16 protein-coding genes, 1 tRNA gene and 1 riboswitch are annotated in these 15,750 nt (G+C 64.7%); of the genes, 4 read left to right on the top strand and 13 right to left on the bottom strand.

All coding sequences use genetic code 11. The features are described from left to right. Positions 1–24 precede the first annotated feature (24 nt). On the top strand, positions 25–699 hold the full coding sequence (locus BCY78_RS10545; RefSeq protein WP_255402856.1) for a glutathione S-transferase family protein: 675 nt from the start codon (positions 25–27) through the stop codon (positions 697–699). Between the two features lie 8 nt (positions 700–707). Then, on the top strand, positions 708–1,208 hold the full coding sequence (locus BCY78_RS10540; RefSeq protein ID WP_068301178.1) for a DUF2244 domain-containing protein: 501 nt from the start codon (positions 708–710) through the stop codon (positions 1,206–1,208). A 15-nt stretch (positions 1,209–1,223) separates the two neighbouring features. On the opposite strand, the gene BCY78_RS10535 is transcribed toward BCY78_RS10540, so the two are convergent. Further along, positions 1,224–1,682, bottom strand: a complete 459-nt coding sequence (locus BCY78_RS10535; RefSeq protein ID WP_068301175.1) for a GatB/YqeY domain-containing protein — start codon at positions 1,680–1,682, stop codon at positions 1,224–1,226. Positions 1,683–1,843: 161 nt separating this feature from the next. Here BCY78_RS10535 and BCY78_RS10530 point away from each other — a divergent pair. Then, a tRNA-Ala gene (locus BCY78_RS10530) sits at positions 1,844–1,919 on the top strand. Between the two features lie 804 nt (positions 1,920–2,723). Here BCY78_RS10530 and BCY78_RS24600 read toward each other — a convergent pair. From BCY78_RS24600 to BCY78_RS10490, 9 genes are all read right to left on the bottom strand, one after another. Next, on the bottom strand, positions 2,724–3,545 hold the full coding sequence (locus BCY78_RS24600) for a Stf0 family sulfotransferase (RefSeq protein ID WP_158515918.1): 822 nt from the start codon (positions 3,543–3,545) through the stop codon (positions 2,724–2,726). Positions 3,546–3,865: 320 nt separating this feature from the next. After that, the gene (locus BCY78_RS24595) at positions 3,866–4,318 is read right to left on the bottom strand and encodes a helix-turn-helix transcriptional regulator (RefSeq protein ID WP_139103138.1); all 453 of its coding nucleotides are present in this window, start codon (positions 4,316–4,318) and stop codon (positions 3,866–3,868) included. A gap of 516 nt (positions 4,319–4,834) precedes the next feature. Further along, complete coding sequence (locus BCY78_RS10515) at positions 4,835–6,283, bottom strand: DUF3987 domain-containing protein (protein WP_233499389.1); 1,449 nt, start codon at positions 6,281–6,283, stop codon at positions 4,835–4,837. Positions 6,284–6,354: 71 nt separating this feature from the next. Next, positions 6,355–7,239: a toprim domain-containing protein gene (locus BCY78_RS10510; protein ID WP_068301171.1), complete on the bottom strand. Its 885-nt coding sequence runs from the start codon at positions 7,237–7,239 to the stop codon at positions 6,355–6,357. After that, positions 7,232–7,810, bottom strand: a complete 579-nt coding sequence (locus BCY78_RS10505; protein WP_068301168.1) for a DUF3102 domain-containing protein — start codon at positions 7,808–7,810, stop codon at positions 7,232–7,234. The genes BCY78_RS10510 and BCY78_RS10505 overlap by 8 nt, the downstream gene beginning before the upstream one ends. Positions 7,811–7,901: 91 nt before the next feature. After that, positions 7,902–8,201: a hypothetical protein gene (locus BCY78_RS10500; protein ID WP_068301165.1), complete on the bottom strand. Its 300-nt coding sequence runs from the start codon at positions 8,199–8,201 to the stop codon at positions 7,902–7,904. 106 nt (positions 8,202–8,307) lie between these two features. After that, positions 8,308–8,490, bottom strand: coding sequence for an AlpA family transcriptional regulator (locus tag BCY78_RS24590; protein ID WP_083194952.1), 183 nt, complete (start codon positions 8,488–8,490; stop codon positions 8,308–8,310). 512 nt (positions 8,491–9,002) lie between these two features. After that, complete coding sequence (locus BCY78_RS10495) at positions 9,003–10,199, bottom strand: site-specific integrase (RefSeq protein ID WP_068301489.1); 1,197 nt, start codon at positions 10,197–10,199, stop codon at positions 9,003–9,005. A gap of 201 nt (positions 10,200–10,400) precedes the next feature. After that, positions 10,401–10,751, bottom strand: coding sequence for a helix-turn-helix domain-containing protein (locus BCY78_RS10490; RefSeq protein ID WP_068301162.1), 351 nt, complete (start codon positions 10,749–10,751; stop codon positions 10,401–10,403). A gap of 81 nt (positions 10,752–10,832) precedes the next feature. On the opposite strand from BCY78_RS10490, the gene BCY78_RS10485 reads away from it, so the two are divergent. Further along, the gene (locus BCY78_RS10485; RefSeq protein ID WP_068301161.1) at positions 10,833–11,828 is read left to right on the top strand and encodes a saccharopine dehydrogenase family protein; all 996 of its coding nucleotides are present in this window, start codon (positions 10,833–10,835) and stop codon (positions 11,826–11,828) included. 36 nt (positions 11,829–11,864) lie between these two features. On the opposite strand, the gene BCY78_RS10480 is transcribed toward BCY78_RS10485, so the two are convergent. The 3 genes from BCY78_RS10480 to BCY78_RS10470 all read right to left on the bottom strand — a co-directional run bounded on the left by BCY78_RS10480 (position 11,865) and on the right by BCY78_RS10470 (position 15,661). After that, entirely contained in the window at positions 11,865–12,308 is a 444-nt protein-coding gene (locus tag BCY78_RS10480) for a 6,7-dimethyl-8-ribityllumazine synthase (RefSeq protein WP_068301158.1), read from the bottom strand. A gap of 76 nt (positions 12,309–12,384) precedes the next feature. Beyond that, positions 12,385–12,530, bottom strand: a riboswitch (FMN riboswitch). A gap of 56 nt (positions 12,531–12,586) precedes the next feature. Beyond that, entirely contained in the window at positions 12,587–14,386 is a 1,800-nt protein-coding gene (locus BCY78_RS10475) for an acetate/propionate family kinase (RefSeq protein WP_068301157.1), read from the bottom strand. A gap of 63 nt (positions 14,387–14,449) precedes the next feature. Continuing rightward, the gene (locus BCY78_RS10470; protein ID WP_068301155.1) at positions 14,450–15,661 is read right to left on the bottom strand and encodes an MFS transporter; all 1,212 of its coding nucleotides are present in this window, start codon (positions 15,659–15,661) and stop codon (positions 14,450–14,452) included. Positions 15,662–15,750: the final 89 nt, after the last annotated feature.

Below are 15,750 nucleotides of genomic sequence, written 5' to 3'. Positions count from 1 at the left end.
CGGTTCACGCCGGGGCCTTTTTCTATGCCAACACCCTTGTCGACGAGAGACACCAAGATGCTGACACTTTGGGGCCGCGCGGATTCATCGAATGTCCAGGCCGTGACCTGGACCCTGGCCGAGCTGGGCCTGCCGTTCGAGCGTCACGATATCGGCCACCGCTTCGGCGGCACCGACACACCTGACTACATCGCCATGAACCCCAACCGGACCGTGCCCGTGCTGCAGGACGGCGACGGCCCGGCGCTGTGGGAATCGGCGGCCATCGTGCGCTACCTCGCCAACCGCTACGCGCCCGAGGCCTTCTGGCCTGCCGATCCCCTCGCCCGCGCCGATGTCGACCGCTGGGCGGAATGGGCCAAGGTGAACATCAACCTGCCCTTCGGCGGCTCCGTCTTCTACCCGATGGTCTTCCAACCCGCCGAGGCGCGCGATGACGCCGCCATCGCCCGCGCCATGACTGGCATCACCGCCAAACTGCAGATCGCCGAGGACCGGCTGAAGACTCGCCGCTGGATGATGGGCGACGCGCTGACGCTGGCCGACATTCACATGGGCAACCTGCTCTATCGCTACCACACGCTGGAGATCGACCGCCCGGCCCTGCCGGCGCTCAGCGCCTACTATCAGCGCCTGTGCGACCGCCCTGCCTATGCCGAACACGTCATGGTCTCCTTCGACGCCCTGCGCCCGCGCTGAGGCCCGGCATGCCCTGGACCCTGACCCTCGACAGCCCCACCGAGGCCCGGCTCACCGCCCGGCCTCACAACGCGCTCAACCCGCGGGGCTTTGCCATGACCATCGGCATGACGGCAGCAACGCTGGCCCTGCCGCTGATCGCGGTTCTGGGCTCGCCGGTGCTGTGGGGGCTTTTGCCCTTCGCCGGCGTGGCGCTGTGGGGGCTGTGGCTGGGGCTGGACCGCAACTGGCGCGACCGCCAGATCCTTGAGGAGATGACCCTGTCACGCCGTGGCATCGCGCTGGTGCGGCACAACCCGCGCAGCCCCAAGCAGGAGTGGCAGGCCGACCCGCATTGGGTCACCCTGCGCCTCGTGCCAAGGGGAGGCCCGGTCGAAAACTATCTGGTCTTGGGCGGCGGCGGGCGCGAGGTCGAGCTGGGCAGCTACCTCACACCGGACGAGCGCGCCGAGCTGCATGACGCCCTCGCCGCCCTCCTGATCCGTCTGAAAAGCTATCAGCAGCCCTGAAACGGGCCCCGCAGCTCAGCTGAGGCGCGCTTTGACCTTCGGACCAACGGCGCCGAAATCCATCTGCCCGGCATAGCGGGTCTTCAGCGCGTTCATCACCGGCCCCATATCACGGATCGTGCTGGCCTCCAGTTCGGCCACGACGGCGTCGATGGCGGCGGCGACCTCGTCCTCGGTCAGCTGGCGCGGCAGGTAGGTCTCGATCACCTTGATCTCGGCCTCTTCGCGTTCGACCAGCTCCAGCCGCCCGCCCTCTTCATAGGCGCGCGCGCTTTCCTGACGCTGCTTGACCATGCGCGACAGCACGGTGGTGATCTCGGCCTCGGACATTTCCCGATCCTCGCCCTCGCCCCGCAACGCGATGTCGCGGTCCTTGATGGCGGCATTGATCAGGCGGAGCGTCGACAGACGCAGCGCGTCCTTGTCTTTCATCGCTCGCTTGAGGTCCTCGGAGATCCGGCTGCGCAGGGTCATCGGCACGTCCTGTGGTGGTCAACGGTCGCGCACCTTACCCGGCCCCGGGCAAGGAGGCAATCGCCGCCGGCGACGGCCCGCCGCCGGGCAGATTTTCCCAGCGGGCCTGCGGTCACACGCCCTTGACACTGTTGAGCGAATGCCGCAAAAACCGCCGCGTGGGGGCTGTAGCTCAGATGGGAGAGCGCGTCGTTCGCAATGACGAGGTCAGGGGTTCGATCCCCCTCAGCTCCACCAAACTTCCCAGACAACCTATTGAAATGATTGCTGAATTTTTCGGCATTAGTCGATCTGACCCACGCGCTACCCCACACAGTGAAAAAGAATGCCGTGAACGGTGATGGTCCCCTTAGGACTTCGCGTAGTCATATCTTGCCCGGTATTTTTCGCGACTCACGGCAGGCAGGGGCTCTTGGTTCGGGCGGATAGTCACGCGCAGCCGCTTTCCCACCCAAAATTCCTTGCGCATTCAACGGACAGCGGAGCTAACTTGTCTCAGGGTTGTGTCCCTCGCGCGCGCGTATCTCTGCGCGTTCGGCTTAGAAGCCAAACCGATTTAGTTCCGGTCACACAGGGCATGAAAGCAAATGAAAGCAACCTTGCGCGTGGCTGGGTGACATATTCCGGCTAGGCCTTACACCGCGTGGGGGCGGGCGGACTGCGCTGGGCGGATCAACATTCCTATACATCGACTCAGGTCGGTTTGCGGTGCGCGTGATGACTTCGGACAAATCGCTGCAATGGACGCCGTGAAGCCATGGGTGCGGATCAAGGGCGTAGGACCCCCAGCCACTCGATAGCCCCCTATCTCGGCAATAGAAAAGGCGGCGCACCTCGCGGGGTGATCCGTTACCGATCTGTGTGCGGGCCTCAGCCGACTTGGGATTTCTATCGCTGCACGCCTAACCCTCTGCCTACTCGGCCAAGATTGCGCCCTACGCTTTGAAGCGCCAGATAGGAATGGTAGCGACCTAAGTCATATGTTGTATGCTCGGGAATGCCAACCGGCTCCTTCCCTATCAGAAGAGGTTATCGGATGGATTATTTCGGGAGGCGAGCACCGCGGCCTTCAAGTATCCATTGAGAATACTCTGGAAAATCTTCTTGAAACTGCAGCACAAACTCATCGGACTTTGCGCCGGAGACTTTCGAAAATTCAGTTTCTTCAAGGTTTCCATCGGGGAGCGTGATTGCCAGTGCATTAGAAATCGCCTCCAATGCTGAGCGACCCTGTGTCTCCAACATGCTTTCATAAGAAAGTCGGACTGGGACAACGCCCTTTTCGAGCAAGCTTTCTTCGATTTGCTCTTCTTGCCAACGAAGGGAAAGTACAGCGTTCTTAATCGCTTTGGGGTCGTAGAAAAAGCTTTTCTCTGCGTTTCGTAGCTCACTCTCTCCAACAATTGGAGTGTGGGAAACTCGTGTCTGGGCCATCCGACTAAGCGAAACCGCCTGCGAAACCAAGTCTTCCCTGAAAAGAGTGAAGATGGCATCTGGCTGGATCAATTCCAACATTTTTCCGACCCCCCCAAGAGTATTATTCATGTGACTCCATGTCATTTCACAGCCAAATACGTGTTTCATGCTTTGTCGTCGCATGCAGATATCAACGTAGCTAATCAAGTCATCTGCCATAAAACGTGCGGCCATCCTAGGCACGAAGGCCGGATTAAACGGCTCCCCAGGCCTACCCAAGCAACCAGTGCCCCTAAGCAGGTCCCCAATCCAAGAACTACCAGACCGCGGAGTGAAAATGATGACATAGCGCGTTTTGGGCGCTGCTAAATTGGCGAACTGTTCCTTCACTTCTTTATTCACGACAACTCTTGAAAAGAGGCTCGTGTCTTGAACAGTGGTGTGCATGAAACGCCGGCGGAGCCGTTCGTCTGAAAAACTAGTCAGCGCTTTCAAATCGGAAATCCTTCACAAGTGCAAAAACAAATTGCCACAGCAACAATAAGCGCAGAACTTGGCTCGTGCGCCACATTGTTGGGGTGCAGCGCCTGCCTAACACCTCTACCGAAGAGCCTCAACCTTAGGGTCATCTTAGGGTGATTCCGGCATGGGTGCGGGCCGTGAAGGTATGGCGACCGTCACCATCCCTTCGCAGTATTCCATGCAGCCCTCGGGCGCTGGGCGTGACCTTGGCAAGGTCAACTTTTGTCAACAAGCCCGGCAAGCTGCTATTCAGGCACCCCAACATTCCCCAACAGGCGCGGCCCGGCTTGATCCGCCCGCCAGCGCGCCCAGCGCCGCCGCTGTGCTTCGGCAATGCGTTCCCGGCCCTCTGGCGTCTTGGCCCCCGTCGAGCGCCCGCCGTGAAGCTTGCAGCGTCCCTTTCCGGGTTCTGCCTTCCAAGTGCAGGGCGTGCCCTTCCGCGTCTTGGCCCCACAGGCAGGGCGGCGCGGCGTGATGGTTCGCACCCGGTTGACGATGGAAACGCCCAGAGGAATGCCGCCTGCAAGCTGGGCAAGCCGTTCCTGGGCGCTGGGCACCGGGGCGGGTTCCAGAGGCCCCAGCACCGCCGCCATGCGCTTCACAGCCCATGCGCTGCCGTCTACCTGCCGCTTGCCTTCCCAATAGCCCACAGCGTGCCGCCCGATGCCCGCCGCCGTGGCAAGCTCGGCCTGCGTCATGCCCTTACTGCGGCGCTGGGCGGCAAGGTCTCTCCCTGTGACAGTCACCAGCGGCCTATCCTGCATCGCAGCCGTTCCAGCATCCCGGCTCACGGCACCGGCCATCCTGCGCCACCCATGCGCGGCAGATGCCACAGAACAGCCGCCCAGCCGGGCCTTCGCGCTCCCAATCGGACAGCCGCCGCCAGTCTTCCAGCGACACGACTTTGCCCGTCCATGTGCGCGGCCTTCCCGTGAAGCGACAGACGCCATTGGGGAAGGTCTCAGGGTCATGCGTCGGTCGGGCCGGGACAACCGCCAGCCGAGGCGCTGGGCGCGGTTCCGGTTGGGCGGGCTGAGGCTCCGGGATGGCTGGGCAATCGGACTTCGGGCCTACTGACAAAACTGACTCAACTGACAAAACCTCCGACTGCGGTTGTTCAACTGCGCCATGCACACGCATAGCGTGGGTTTCGTCAGTTGTGTCAGTTTTGTCAGATGGGGGTAGGGCCGCTTTGGCTGCCTGCAACCAACGGGTCATGCCTGCACCTTGTGAACTATCGGATTGACGGCAAAGAGGCGCTGCGGACGCCCGCCTTTCGGGTTCCCGTCCATTTCCAAAGGCCGGATCAAGTCGCCTTCGGTCAATGCCTCTATTCCGGGGTTAATGTCTTCCATCCGGGCCAATCCTTGCCGCTCTATGCGGCGAACATCACGGGCGTAGAAGCGGGTCCAACCCTGTTCACGGATCAATGCGACCAGCCGCCGCCCAGCGCGTTCGCCTTTAGTGCCTGCGGCATCGGCATATGCGCGCCGCGCCATCGGCAGCAGGTAGCTTTCCACCAGATGCGCCGCGCGCCCAAAGTGGTACGGGGTGACATTGTGCGGCTCGGCGTCCGCATCACCCGCCGCCCAATCGAGCATCCCCAGCACCAGCGACATGCGCACCGCCAAACCGGGCAGCTTGCCAATGAACGATAGCAGCAGGCCCTCCGCTTCTCCTTCCCAGTCTCGCACCTGCTTCCTGAAATCGTCCAAGAGGTCGCGGGCTTCGTCCGTGAAGGGAACAAACCACGGGCGCTTATTGCCTTCGTCATCGGTCGGCATTTCGAGCGCCCAAAGCCGTTCAATCGCCCTTTCAATCAAGCCCTCATCATAGGCACGGGTCGGTCGCTGGATTGGCGCGGGATTGGGCCAAACTGGAAAGAACCGCGCCAGAAGGCCATCGTCATCCGCCTTCAACAGCAAGGTGCGAAGCCGGTCAGGCTGGGTGCCGCCCAGTACGCCTACCGCCAGCCTATCGACGTAGACGGATTCCCTACCCATGCGCTCAACAGAGTGCGGACGCCCGCCATAGGCTTCTAACCAGAATGGGCGGTCAGAGCCGCCGCCAGAGTAGCGCGACATGCTTTGCAACCAGCCGGCAAGTTCGTCGCGCGCCACCAATGTACCGCGTGGCTGCGCAGCGAGGATGACAGCCAACTTCTCTACCGTGATGTCTGTCACATGAAGGCGGGGCATGATTGGTTCCGGGCCGGGGTTCGCTGAGGCTGGGCGCTTGGGCGGTTCGGCCCCATCCTTTACCGCCGCCTTCACGGCCTCTTTCCATGTGCTTTCAACCAGCTTCGCTACCTCAGCCCGGGCTTTCCATTCCGTCAGCGCGGCTTGCGCTTTGGCGCGCTTCCCGTCCTGCACTGACTTCAGCGGGATAAGCACAGCATCGAGGCCCGGGGACTTGTTCATGGAAGGGGTTCCAATGGTAACGGCCCAAAGGACGGGGGGTTCTGCCCAGCCCTGCCAAGGTGAAGGCCAGCGAGTATTCCCGACAAGTGCGCCACATACGGACAGCAGAGCGGCGAAAACATAGTCCGCAGGCGCGCCCTTAGCCTCGGCTGCGGCCCTTATCCATGATGCCCAAGTCGAAGACAGCACGTCGCCCAAGGGCAGGGCCGGAGGCGGTGGAAGCTCGGTGCGTAGAAATCGCATGTCCGGGTGGGGCCATTCTGCCGTGAAGGGCTGGGCGTTCGCGGCGAAGTTCGGGTTGACGTTGGGCGCGTTCATGCTGCGGCCCCTTTCGTGTCTCGGATTACATCGTTCCAGTCACGCCCTTCCGGGGCGGGGAGAAGGGTCACGGCCCAGCCCAGCGCGGCGGCGCGTTCGGCTAAGGCAGTGCCTGCGGCGGTCCCGGCTGCATCGCCATCCGTGGCGACAATGAGCTTTCCGGGGGCGCTGGGCAGGTGCAGGCGGGCGAAGCCGGAAGACGACAGCGCAGCCCAGACAGCCACAGGGCCGCTCAGGACGCCGCACAGCAGGCTAAGGGCGGTTTCTATGCCCTCGGCCACGGCCAGCACGCTTTGCCCGCCAGCGAGTCGCACAGAGCCGCCAGCGGTGGCCCCCAGCATGGCCTTATCCGGGGTCAGATCCGCTTTGCCGCTGCCGTCCGGGCGCAGGTAGGTGCGATGCACCGCGAAGCCCGCGCCGCCGTCCACCCTTGCCACCAGAGCCGGGGAACGGGTCGAGGTTGCCCCGTGCCAGCAAGCCGGGTGAAAGCGCAGGGTCTCAGGCAAGGCACAGGTGATAGCCCGCCCGCGAAGGTAGGCCTCAGCGGCGGTTCCTCCGATGGGCACCGCCTCGGCCCAGAGCGCGCGGGCCTGCCGTTCCCGCTTCTCGGCCTCGCGCCGCTGTTCCGCTTCGCGCTGGGCGATGGTCGCGGCATCCGGGGGCGCATAGTCCCCCGGCATCACACCTGCCGCCGCCAGTATGTCGCGGAAGCTGCAACCGGCCTTCTTGCAGGACAGCAACAGCCCCGCCGCGCCATCGGCCAGCGTCAGGGCGTCTTGCCCCTTCCGCCGTTCGGGTTGGCAGATCGGGCAAGGCGACACGCCATAGCGGCCATGCCAGCGCCCGCCCAGGGCAAGGGTCAGGGTGCGCGCGTCAGTCATGGGGCACCCCCAGTTCCGCTTGCGCTGCCGCCGTTTCCTCGGCGCTCATGCGGCGAAGGACATAGCGGTCAAACGCCTCCGCATCGCTTTCGTGAAGGACGCCCAGCGCCACCGGCTTGCCACACCGCTTCGCCACCATGAAATCAAGGTCAGGCGTCGGGAACAGGTAGGCGGCGCTGTATCGCACCAAGCCCTCACCTTCCGGCAGGACTACGGCATAGAAGCGCGCGCCGGTTTCATCTTCGCCGGTTGCCTCAACCCCGGCCCCGTTTTGGGGCCAGAGTTTCAGCCCAAGGGATGCAAGACGCTCGGCGCGGGCGATGCCCATTTCCGCCACCGTGGCGGATTTGCAGCCTGCCCGGTGCAGCTTCATGTATCGCTGCGCCGTGCGTTCGGGGATGCCGGTTTCGGCAAGCCATGCAGCCCACTGTCCGTGCGCGCACAGGCCTTTCGCCTCGGCCAGAGCTTCACCGGCCTTGAGGGCGTTCTGCGCGGCCCACTTGCTGTGCTGCGCGCTTTCCTTGTGAGCCACAAGGGCGGCGTTCTGAAGGATGGGAAGGCGATTGCTCATTCGCGGCCCTCCCCTTGAATGAGCGCGGCCAGAGCGGCAGCGACAGCACCGGACAGGCCCCAGCTACGGGCAAGGCGTCGGGAATACCGGCTCATGCGGCACCGCCTTTCAGCAGCGGGCCTTGCCGCGTCACCTGTGAACGCAGGACGTAGCGCGCGTGATGCCCGCTGAATTCGCCCCCGTGCGGTTCGGTGATGGTCTCAATGTCCAAGCCAAGCTTGCGCAGGTTGAACACATAGGCAGACCAGCGCGGGCCGGGTGTCGTGATGGGGGTGCAGCCCTTGGCCTTCGCGGCCATTAGGCATTCAAGCGCCCAGCGGTCGCGGCCTTTGACCATGAAGTGCAAAGGCCCGTTCGGCGCGTTGTGGTTGATGTAAGCGCATTGGCTCATTTTATGCCTCGGCATTGAACCGGGCAGGCAGGCGGGCTATATTGCCAGTGTAATCATTGTCATTCTGACAGCCTTAAAGCCCCGCCTGACCCGGCGGGGTTTCTCTTTAGGCGGCAGAAGAAGGCCGGGTGTTCACCCAGTCTTCAATGACCTGTTGAGGCCAGCCAACGGCACGCTCGCCCAGCTTCACGGGTGCCGGGAATGTGCCTTTTTTGATGCCCAGATAAACCGATGCCTTGGACAGACCGGTTGCCTGCATAACAGCAGGTAGTCGCAGAATTGCAGCCATTGGTTGCGTCGCTCCTTTAGCCTCGCGCGAAATCCCCAGTTGCGGAAATCGCTGCTCGTGGTGTAGGAACGGGGGTGTGAGGTGACCAATTTGGTCATTCCCCGGCTCCCGTCGCTGGCTTGGACTTGGCGGTTTGGCCAGCGGCGGAAGCCGCCCAACACTCCACAACTAGATAGAGTACCGGGCCGTTCTGCACGGGACTATACGGCATTTTTCAGGCACTACACCCCTGGTTCGTAAGACTTTCCACAGCTTTTCGCAGTTTAATCGCACCCAGTAGCGTGCGAAGGGAAATTTCCCCTCGATACAAGGGGTTTAGTGGACAAATGTCCACTCCATCGAACCTGTTGAAAACCCGTCATTTCTGGAACATCTATCGAACGCAGCGGCGTGCATCACTCAAATCTTGTCGCGCTCCACCGCACTAGATGCTGTGGCTGGGCAGCAGGGCGAACCTTGCAGAGAAATACCTCGGGCATCTTCACATAGGGCTCCTTTACGCCGTTCCAGCCCTATTGCCTGAGTCGAATCACCTTCCCTTCCGCCCCCGCCAAGTACCCTGCCCAACGGTCCATGAGGTCGCGGCGCTTCTCGAACATGTCACTTCGCGCGTAGGCCTGTGACACACTGTTCCCCACAGTGTGAGCAAGCGCGGCCTCGGCCACCTCATGCGCCGCCGTTGTCTTCTCTTGCGCCCAAGTGCGAAAGCTCGTGCGGAAGCCGTGAACATCAACGGGGAAGCCCAGCGCCTTCGTGAGCTTTGACAGAGCTACATCCGACAGCGGACGGCCTGCCTTTAGTCCGGGGAAGAGGAAGGGGTCAGGCTCCGAATTCCGCTTGTGTGCAGCGGCCTCGCGAAGGATGGCCATTGCCCGGGGCGACAGAGGCACCTTGTGGTCGCGCTTCATCTTCATGCGCTGGGCAGGCACCGTCCAAACCTTCGCGTCCATGTCGATTTCAGACCAACGCGCCTCTCTCGCCTCGATAGAGCGCGCAGCGGTAAGAATGAGAAATTCCAGCGCCTGCTTGGTGGACGGCCCTGCGCCAGATGCCGCCAGAGCCTCCAAATAGGTCGATACCTCGGCGTAGGGCAGCGCCACCCTATGCGCCTTCAAGCGGGGCACCTTGGGCAGGGCTTTCGATATGCTGGCGGCGGGGTTGTCTTGCCGCCAACCCTTCGCAACCGCCCATTCCATTACCGTACCAATCCGTTGCCGAACGCGACGGGCCGTCTCGGGCTTCGCTGTCCAGATGGGCGATAGCACCGCCAGCACATCGGCGGGCGTCACGTCCTGCACCTTTAGCGCGCCGATCCTGTCGAAGGCGTGCATTTGCAGCGAGGAAAGAAAATCCTGCCCGTGCTTGGCGCTTCTCCAAGTGGGCAGGTAGCTTTCATGCACAGCGCGTGCGGCTTCCTCGAACGTCATAGCTGCCTGCGCCTCACGCTTAGCCCTCAGCGGGTCGCCACCTGTCCGGGCTTCTCGGAAGTTCTTCGCGGCCAGTTCGCGGGCCTCCGCCAGCGACACAGCCGCCAGTGGCCCAAGGCCCAAGTCCACCCGCTTGCCGCGAATAGTGATGCGCTGAATCCAACGCTTCGCCCCGGCAGGTGACACGACAAGGTTTAGGCCCAGCGCATCCCCATATCGCCCCGGCTCAGACACTGTGCGGACGAAGGCCGCCGTCAGTCCCTTCTTTGCCTTCGCGGTCATGTTCACCCCACACCTTGGCCCACGGATAATGTGGGACTGCATGAGACTTCATTAGACGCTACCAACCCACGTTGGCAATAGATACTCAGCAATTACAGGCTTCTTTGCACTGCCGTGGACCGCCTAAAACTAAGGTTTGGCTTCCCTCAGCTCCACCAATCCCCTCGAAACGCCGCGCCGCTCAGCGCGGCGTTTCGCGTTTCACGCCCCCTCCTGCGCCGCCGCCTCCGCCCAATCATAGACCGGACGCAGCACCTGCCGCAGGGCCTCGCCGCGCGCGGTCAGACCATAGGTCACCGCGGCCGGGTAGCTGTTGACCGCCTCGCGCCGGATCAGGGCACGCGCCTGCAACCCGGCCAGCCGTTCGGTCAACACCTTGGGCGAAATCCCCGGCAATTGCGCCTGCAGTTCCGAGAACCGGAGCGGCCCGGCCTCCAGCTGCCAAAGCACCAGCGCGTTCCAGCGATGGCCGAGGAAGGACAGCCAATCCTCCAGCAGGCATTGATCCGGGCGGCAGGGATCGGCGGTGAGAAAGGGCAGGTCTTCAGCCATGGGCTTCCCGTTTGGAAAGGAACGATTCGGTGTGTTTCAAGCGCCCGGCAGCGGCACGGGGCCGCGACGGACACAGGTTTCATGACACATATCACCATCATCGGCGGCTATGGCCATGTCGGCAAGAAGATCGCCCGCAGGCTGGCCGCCAACCCCGGTCTCACCCCCCGGCTGGCGGGGCGGGATCTGACCCGCGCCCGCGTCGCCGCGGCCGAGATCCCGGGGGCCGAGGTCGCCTATCTCGACCTTGCGCGCCCGGAGAGTTGGGACGCGGCGCTGGCGGGCACGCAGATCGTCGTCTCCTGCCTCGACACGCCGGATGACCGCTTCGCGCGGGCGGTGCTGTCGCGGGGGCTCGGCTATGCGGATATCTCGGCCACCGACGCGGTGCTGCGGCGGATCGAAGGGCTCGATGCCCTCGCCCGGAGTGCTGGCGCGCTGGCGGTGCTGTCGCTTGGCCTCGCGCCCGGCCTCACGAACCTGATGGCGGCCGAGGCCGTGCGCCGGCTCGACCGGGTCGACAGCGTCAGCATCGGTGTGCTGCTCGGCCTCGGCGACAGCCATGGCACGGCGGCGATCGACTGGACGCTCGACACCCTGCGCCCGCTTGCGCCGGGGGATATCCGCAGGCTCGATTTTGCCTCGGGGTCGGTACCGACGATCCCCTTCGACTTCGCCGATCAACACGCGCTGACCCGCGCCGGGCTGCCCGGCGTGACCACGCGGCTGGGCCTCGATTCGCCCCTGGTGACGCCGCTGTCCCTGCGCCTTCTGGCCGCGATGGCGCAACGACCGTGGCTGAAGGCGCTACTGCGCTGGAGCCTGCCGAGGTTCCGCGTGGGGTCGGATCGGACGGGATTGGTGGTGACGGCCGAGGGCTGGCGCGACGGGCGGCCTGCCCGCGAACGCCTGACGCTCGATGGGCGCGGCGAGGCCGAGATCACCGCGCTCGTCGCCGCCGAGATCCTCGCCCGCATGGCCGAGCGGCGGGAAACCGGCGTGCATCACCTGCAGGCGCGCTGGCGGCTGGACGATCTGGCCCCGGCGCTGACCGCCGAAGGCATCCGTCTGGCCTGACGGAACGGGGAGGGCCAGCGCCCTCCCCTGCCGGTCTCAGGCCAGGGCCTTGCGCGCCTCGGTGATCTTCAGCGCGGCATTCGCTGCCTCGCGGCCCTTCTGGACGAAATGCGCGCGGTAGATCGCGTTGTGGTGGTCGGTTTCTTGATAGTGATGCGGCGTCAGCGAGACCGACAGTACCGGCACGCCGGTATCAAGGCCCGCGCGCATCAGCCCGTCGACCACGGCCTGCGCCACGAAGTCATGGCGGTAGATGCCACCATCGACGACGAAGGCCGCACAAGCCACGGCGGCGTAGCGCCCGGTCGTGGCCAGATCGCGTGCCATCAGCGGCATCTCGAAGGCGCCGGGCACCTCGAAGACATCGACCTGCTCAGCCGGGATCAGTTCGAGGAACCCTTCCAGCGCGCGATCGACGATATCCGCGTGCCAGCCAGCCTTGATGAAGGCGAAACGGGGGGTGGTGAGGGTGTGTGTCATGGAATCTCCCTTTCAGCGACACGTCACCCAAGGCGATCCCATGCCCGCCGGACCCGCCTGATTGCGGACCGGAAGCCATGGTTCTCTTTCATCCGGACTGTGACCGTCGGCTCAGGAGTTGCACCTGATCTGCTGACCCTTCCAAGCGGGGAAGGCGCTCGCGGGCTTGCGGGAGGCCCGCTTACCGCCGGTGGGGAATTTCGCCCCGCCCTGAGAACAGCGTGTTTGTTCCATGCACTGCGCCCCGCCGCAAGCCCGCAAACGGCAAACCGACAGGCCTAAACGGCATCGAGATGGGCTTCCAGATCGATCACTTCGCCCTCCCAATCCGGGCCGATGCCGGCGGCGTTGGCTTCGTCGGTGTCGATATGCATCTCGGTGAAGGCATTGGGCTGCACGCGGATCAGCGTGTGGCCGAAGGTCAGCGCCCGATCCCCCTGCCCGATCCGCACCGCCACGTTCTGCCCGTCCTCAAGGCCCATCGCTGCCGCGTCGTCCGGGTGCATATGCACATGGCGCGAGGCGACGATCAGCCCGTCCGTGTCGATCTGCCCATGGGGCCCGACCAGCCGGATCTTCGGCGTGCCGTCCAGCTGCCCCGAATCGCGCACCGGCACGTCGATGCCCAGCGCGAAGCTGTCGGTGCGCGACACCTCGATCTGCGTGCGCTTGCGCAAGGGCCCGAGGATCGCCACATGCTCGATCTGCCCCTTGGGGCCGACCAGCGTCACCCGCTCCTCGGCCGCCCAGTTCCCCGGCTGGCGCAGCGGCTTCTTCACCGTCAGCTCATAGCCCGGCCCGAACAGCGCCTTCAGCGAATCCTCGGCCAGGTGCACATGCCGCCCGGACACGGCAACCGGGATCGGCACCGCCCGCGCCATGGGCCGGTCCAGATATGCCGCCACCTCACGCGCGATCTGCAATTGCTCGGCCGTCTCGGTCACCAGCACCGCCACGCGCGAGCCATAAGACTGGATCTGCGGCGCGGCGCGGTCCTTCAGCCGGACCTGCTGGTTGCGGTCGAAATCGACATGCAGGCCCATGAAATCGAGCCCGTCGCAGATCCGCCGCCGCATCGAGGGGGAGTTCTCGCCGATGCCGCCGGTGAAGACGACCGCATCCACCCCGCCCATCCCCGCCGCATAGGCGCCGATATATTTGCGCACCCGGTGGGCATAGAGGTTGATCGCCATCTGCGCAGCCGGGTCGCCCTGCGCCGCGCGTTCCTCGACGTCGCGCATGTCGGCCGAGCCCGTCAGCCCCTTCAACCCGCTGTCCTTGTTCAGCGCCTCCTCGATCTCGGCAATCGACAGGCCCAGCTGGCGGTTCAGATAGCCGAAGGCGCCGGGGTCCACATCGCCCGAGCGCGTGCCCATCACCAGCCCCTCCAGCGGCGTCAGCCCCATCGAGGACTCGAGGCTCTTGCCCAGCGAGATCGCACAGACCGAGGCGCCATTGCCCAGATGCACCGAGATGATCTTCAGCTCGGCCAGAGGCCGGCCCAGGGCCTCGGCCGCCCGCTCGGCCACGTATTTGTGCGAGGTGCCGTGGAAGCCGAAACGCCGCAGCCCGGCATCCCGCCACGCCTGCGGCACGGCATAGGTATGGACCCGCGGCGGGTTCGACAGATGGAACGAGGTATCGAACACGCCCACTTGCGGTAGATCCGGCCAGACCCGCCGCGCCACCCGCACCGCCTGCAGATTGGCCGGGTTGTGCAGCGGCGCCAGCGGCGTCAGCGCCTCGACCTTCGCCAGCGCCGGCCCGTCCAGCGTCGCGGGTGCCGCGAAATCGGGGCCGCCATGGGCGATGCGATGGCCCACCGCCTCGATCCCCTTGATGTCGTGATCGGCCAGCAGCTGCGGCACCGCCTCGATCGCCGCGGCGATGTCGGCATGGTCGATCTGGCCTCCCTCGGTATGGCTGCCCACCTCCAGCGAATAGGCGCAGGCACCGTCGCGGAACCGCTCGAACGAGCCCTTGAGGATCTGCGTGGTCTCGTGCCCCGCCCCGCGCGCGCGGTCGAAGACACCGAATTTCAGGCTCGAGGAGCCCGCGTTGAAGACGAGAATGCGCATCCGGTCCCTCCTGTTTGCCCGCAGGATATGGCCCGCCGGAGGATCACGAAACCATGACGCGGATCAACTTCCGGCCATTCGCCGCGCTGCCGCAGCGGCAAGCAGCGTGGCGATCAGGAAATAGGCGCTCACGCCCCAACCCTGCTGTGCATAGTCCACCCCTTGGTCGATCAACGCGCCCGTCAGCCCCGGCCCGATGGCCGAGCCCAGCACCATCACCCCGCCCAGCAGCGCCCGGATCGAGCCGATATGCCGTGTGCCATAGGCGTCGGCCCAGAGCGTCGACATTATCGTGCCATGCATGCCGACGCTGACGCCCATCAGCATCAACCCCAGCGCGCCCATGAGCGGCGTCTCGGCCATCGCGAAGACGGCGTAACCGGCGGCGAGGCCCAGCAGGTAGAAGGGCAGCATCCGCGCCGTGCCGATCCGGTCGATCAACCAGCCCGAGCCCAACGCCGCCGCCACCCCGGTCGCGGTGTAGAAGGGAAAGAGGCTCACCAAGGTCGCATGGCCCCAATCTTTCACCTCGGCCAGATGGACCTGATGGAAGAAGAAGGCGGTGTTCCAGGTCGGCGGGCCCATCAGCGCGGGGATCATCAGCCAGAACAGCGGATCGCGCAGCACCTCGGCGCGGGTCCACATCCGCCCGCCCATGCCGCTGGCGCCCTCCTGCGCGGCGAAGCTTTGCGGTGTGCGCTCGCGGCTCAGAAGCGCCCAGATCACCGGCGCCATCAGCGCCAACGCGATCGCCGCGCCCACCCAGAGCAGCCGCCAGTCGTAGAGGCCCTTCAGCGCGACGAAGCTCATCGGCAGGAAGGCCTCGCCGATGGCAAAGCCCAGCGTCACCACCGCCACCGCCCGCCCACGTGAGGCGACGAACCAGCGCGCGACGGCGGTCAATGCCGTGTGGCTCATCATCCCTTGCCCCAGGAAGCGCAGGAAGAACACCGTCACGCCCAGCGCCCAGAGCGCGCTCACCTGCGACATGGCCAAAGCTGCCGCAGAAAGCGCCAGCAGCACCAAGGGCCCGAGGTAGCGCACCCGCAGCCAGTCCGAGACGCCGCCCGCGAAGACCATGACCAGCGCCGAAACCGTGGTCGCGGTCGCATAGACCCCGCCCCACCCGGCATGGCTGAGGCCGAATTCGGCGCGGATATCGCCGGCGAAAACAGAGATGAAGAAGGTCTGCCCGAAACTCGACAGGAACGAGATCAGCGCACAGCACCCCAGCCAAAGCGCGTTCTCACGCAGGAAGCTCCCGATCCGTGCCATGCCTGCCCCCTGCGCGTTGTTAGCGCAAGGGATCAGGAATGACAGAGCGCCGCAAGTCCCCCATCACCTTGTCGAAAATACTCCCTTCG

The sequence above is a fragment of the Pararhodobacter sp. CCB-MM2 genome (assembly GCF_001691415.1).
Classification (GTDB): domain Bacteria; phylum Pseudomonadota; class Alphaproteobacteria; order Rhodobacterales; family Rhodobacteraceae; genus Pararhodobacter.
This window is presented reverse-complemented; position numbering and strand designations above follow the sequence as displayed.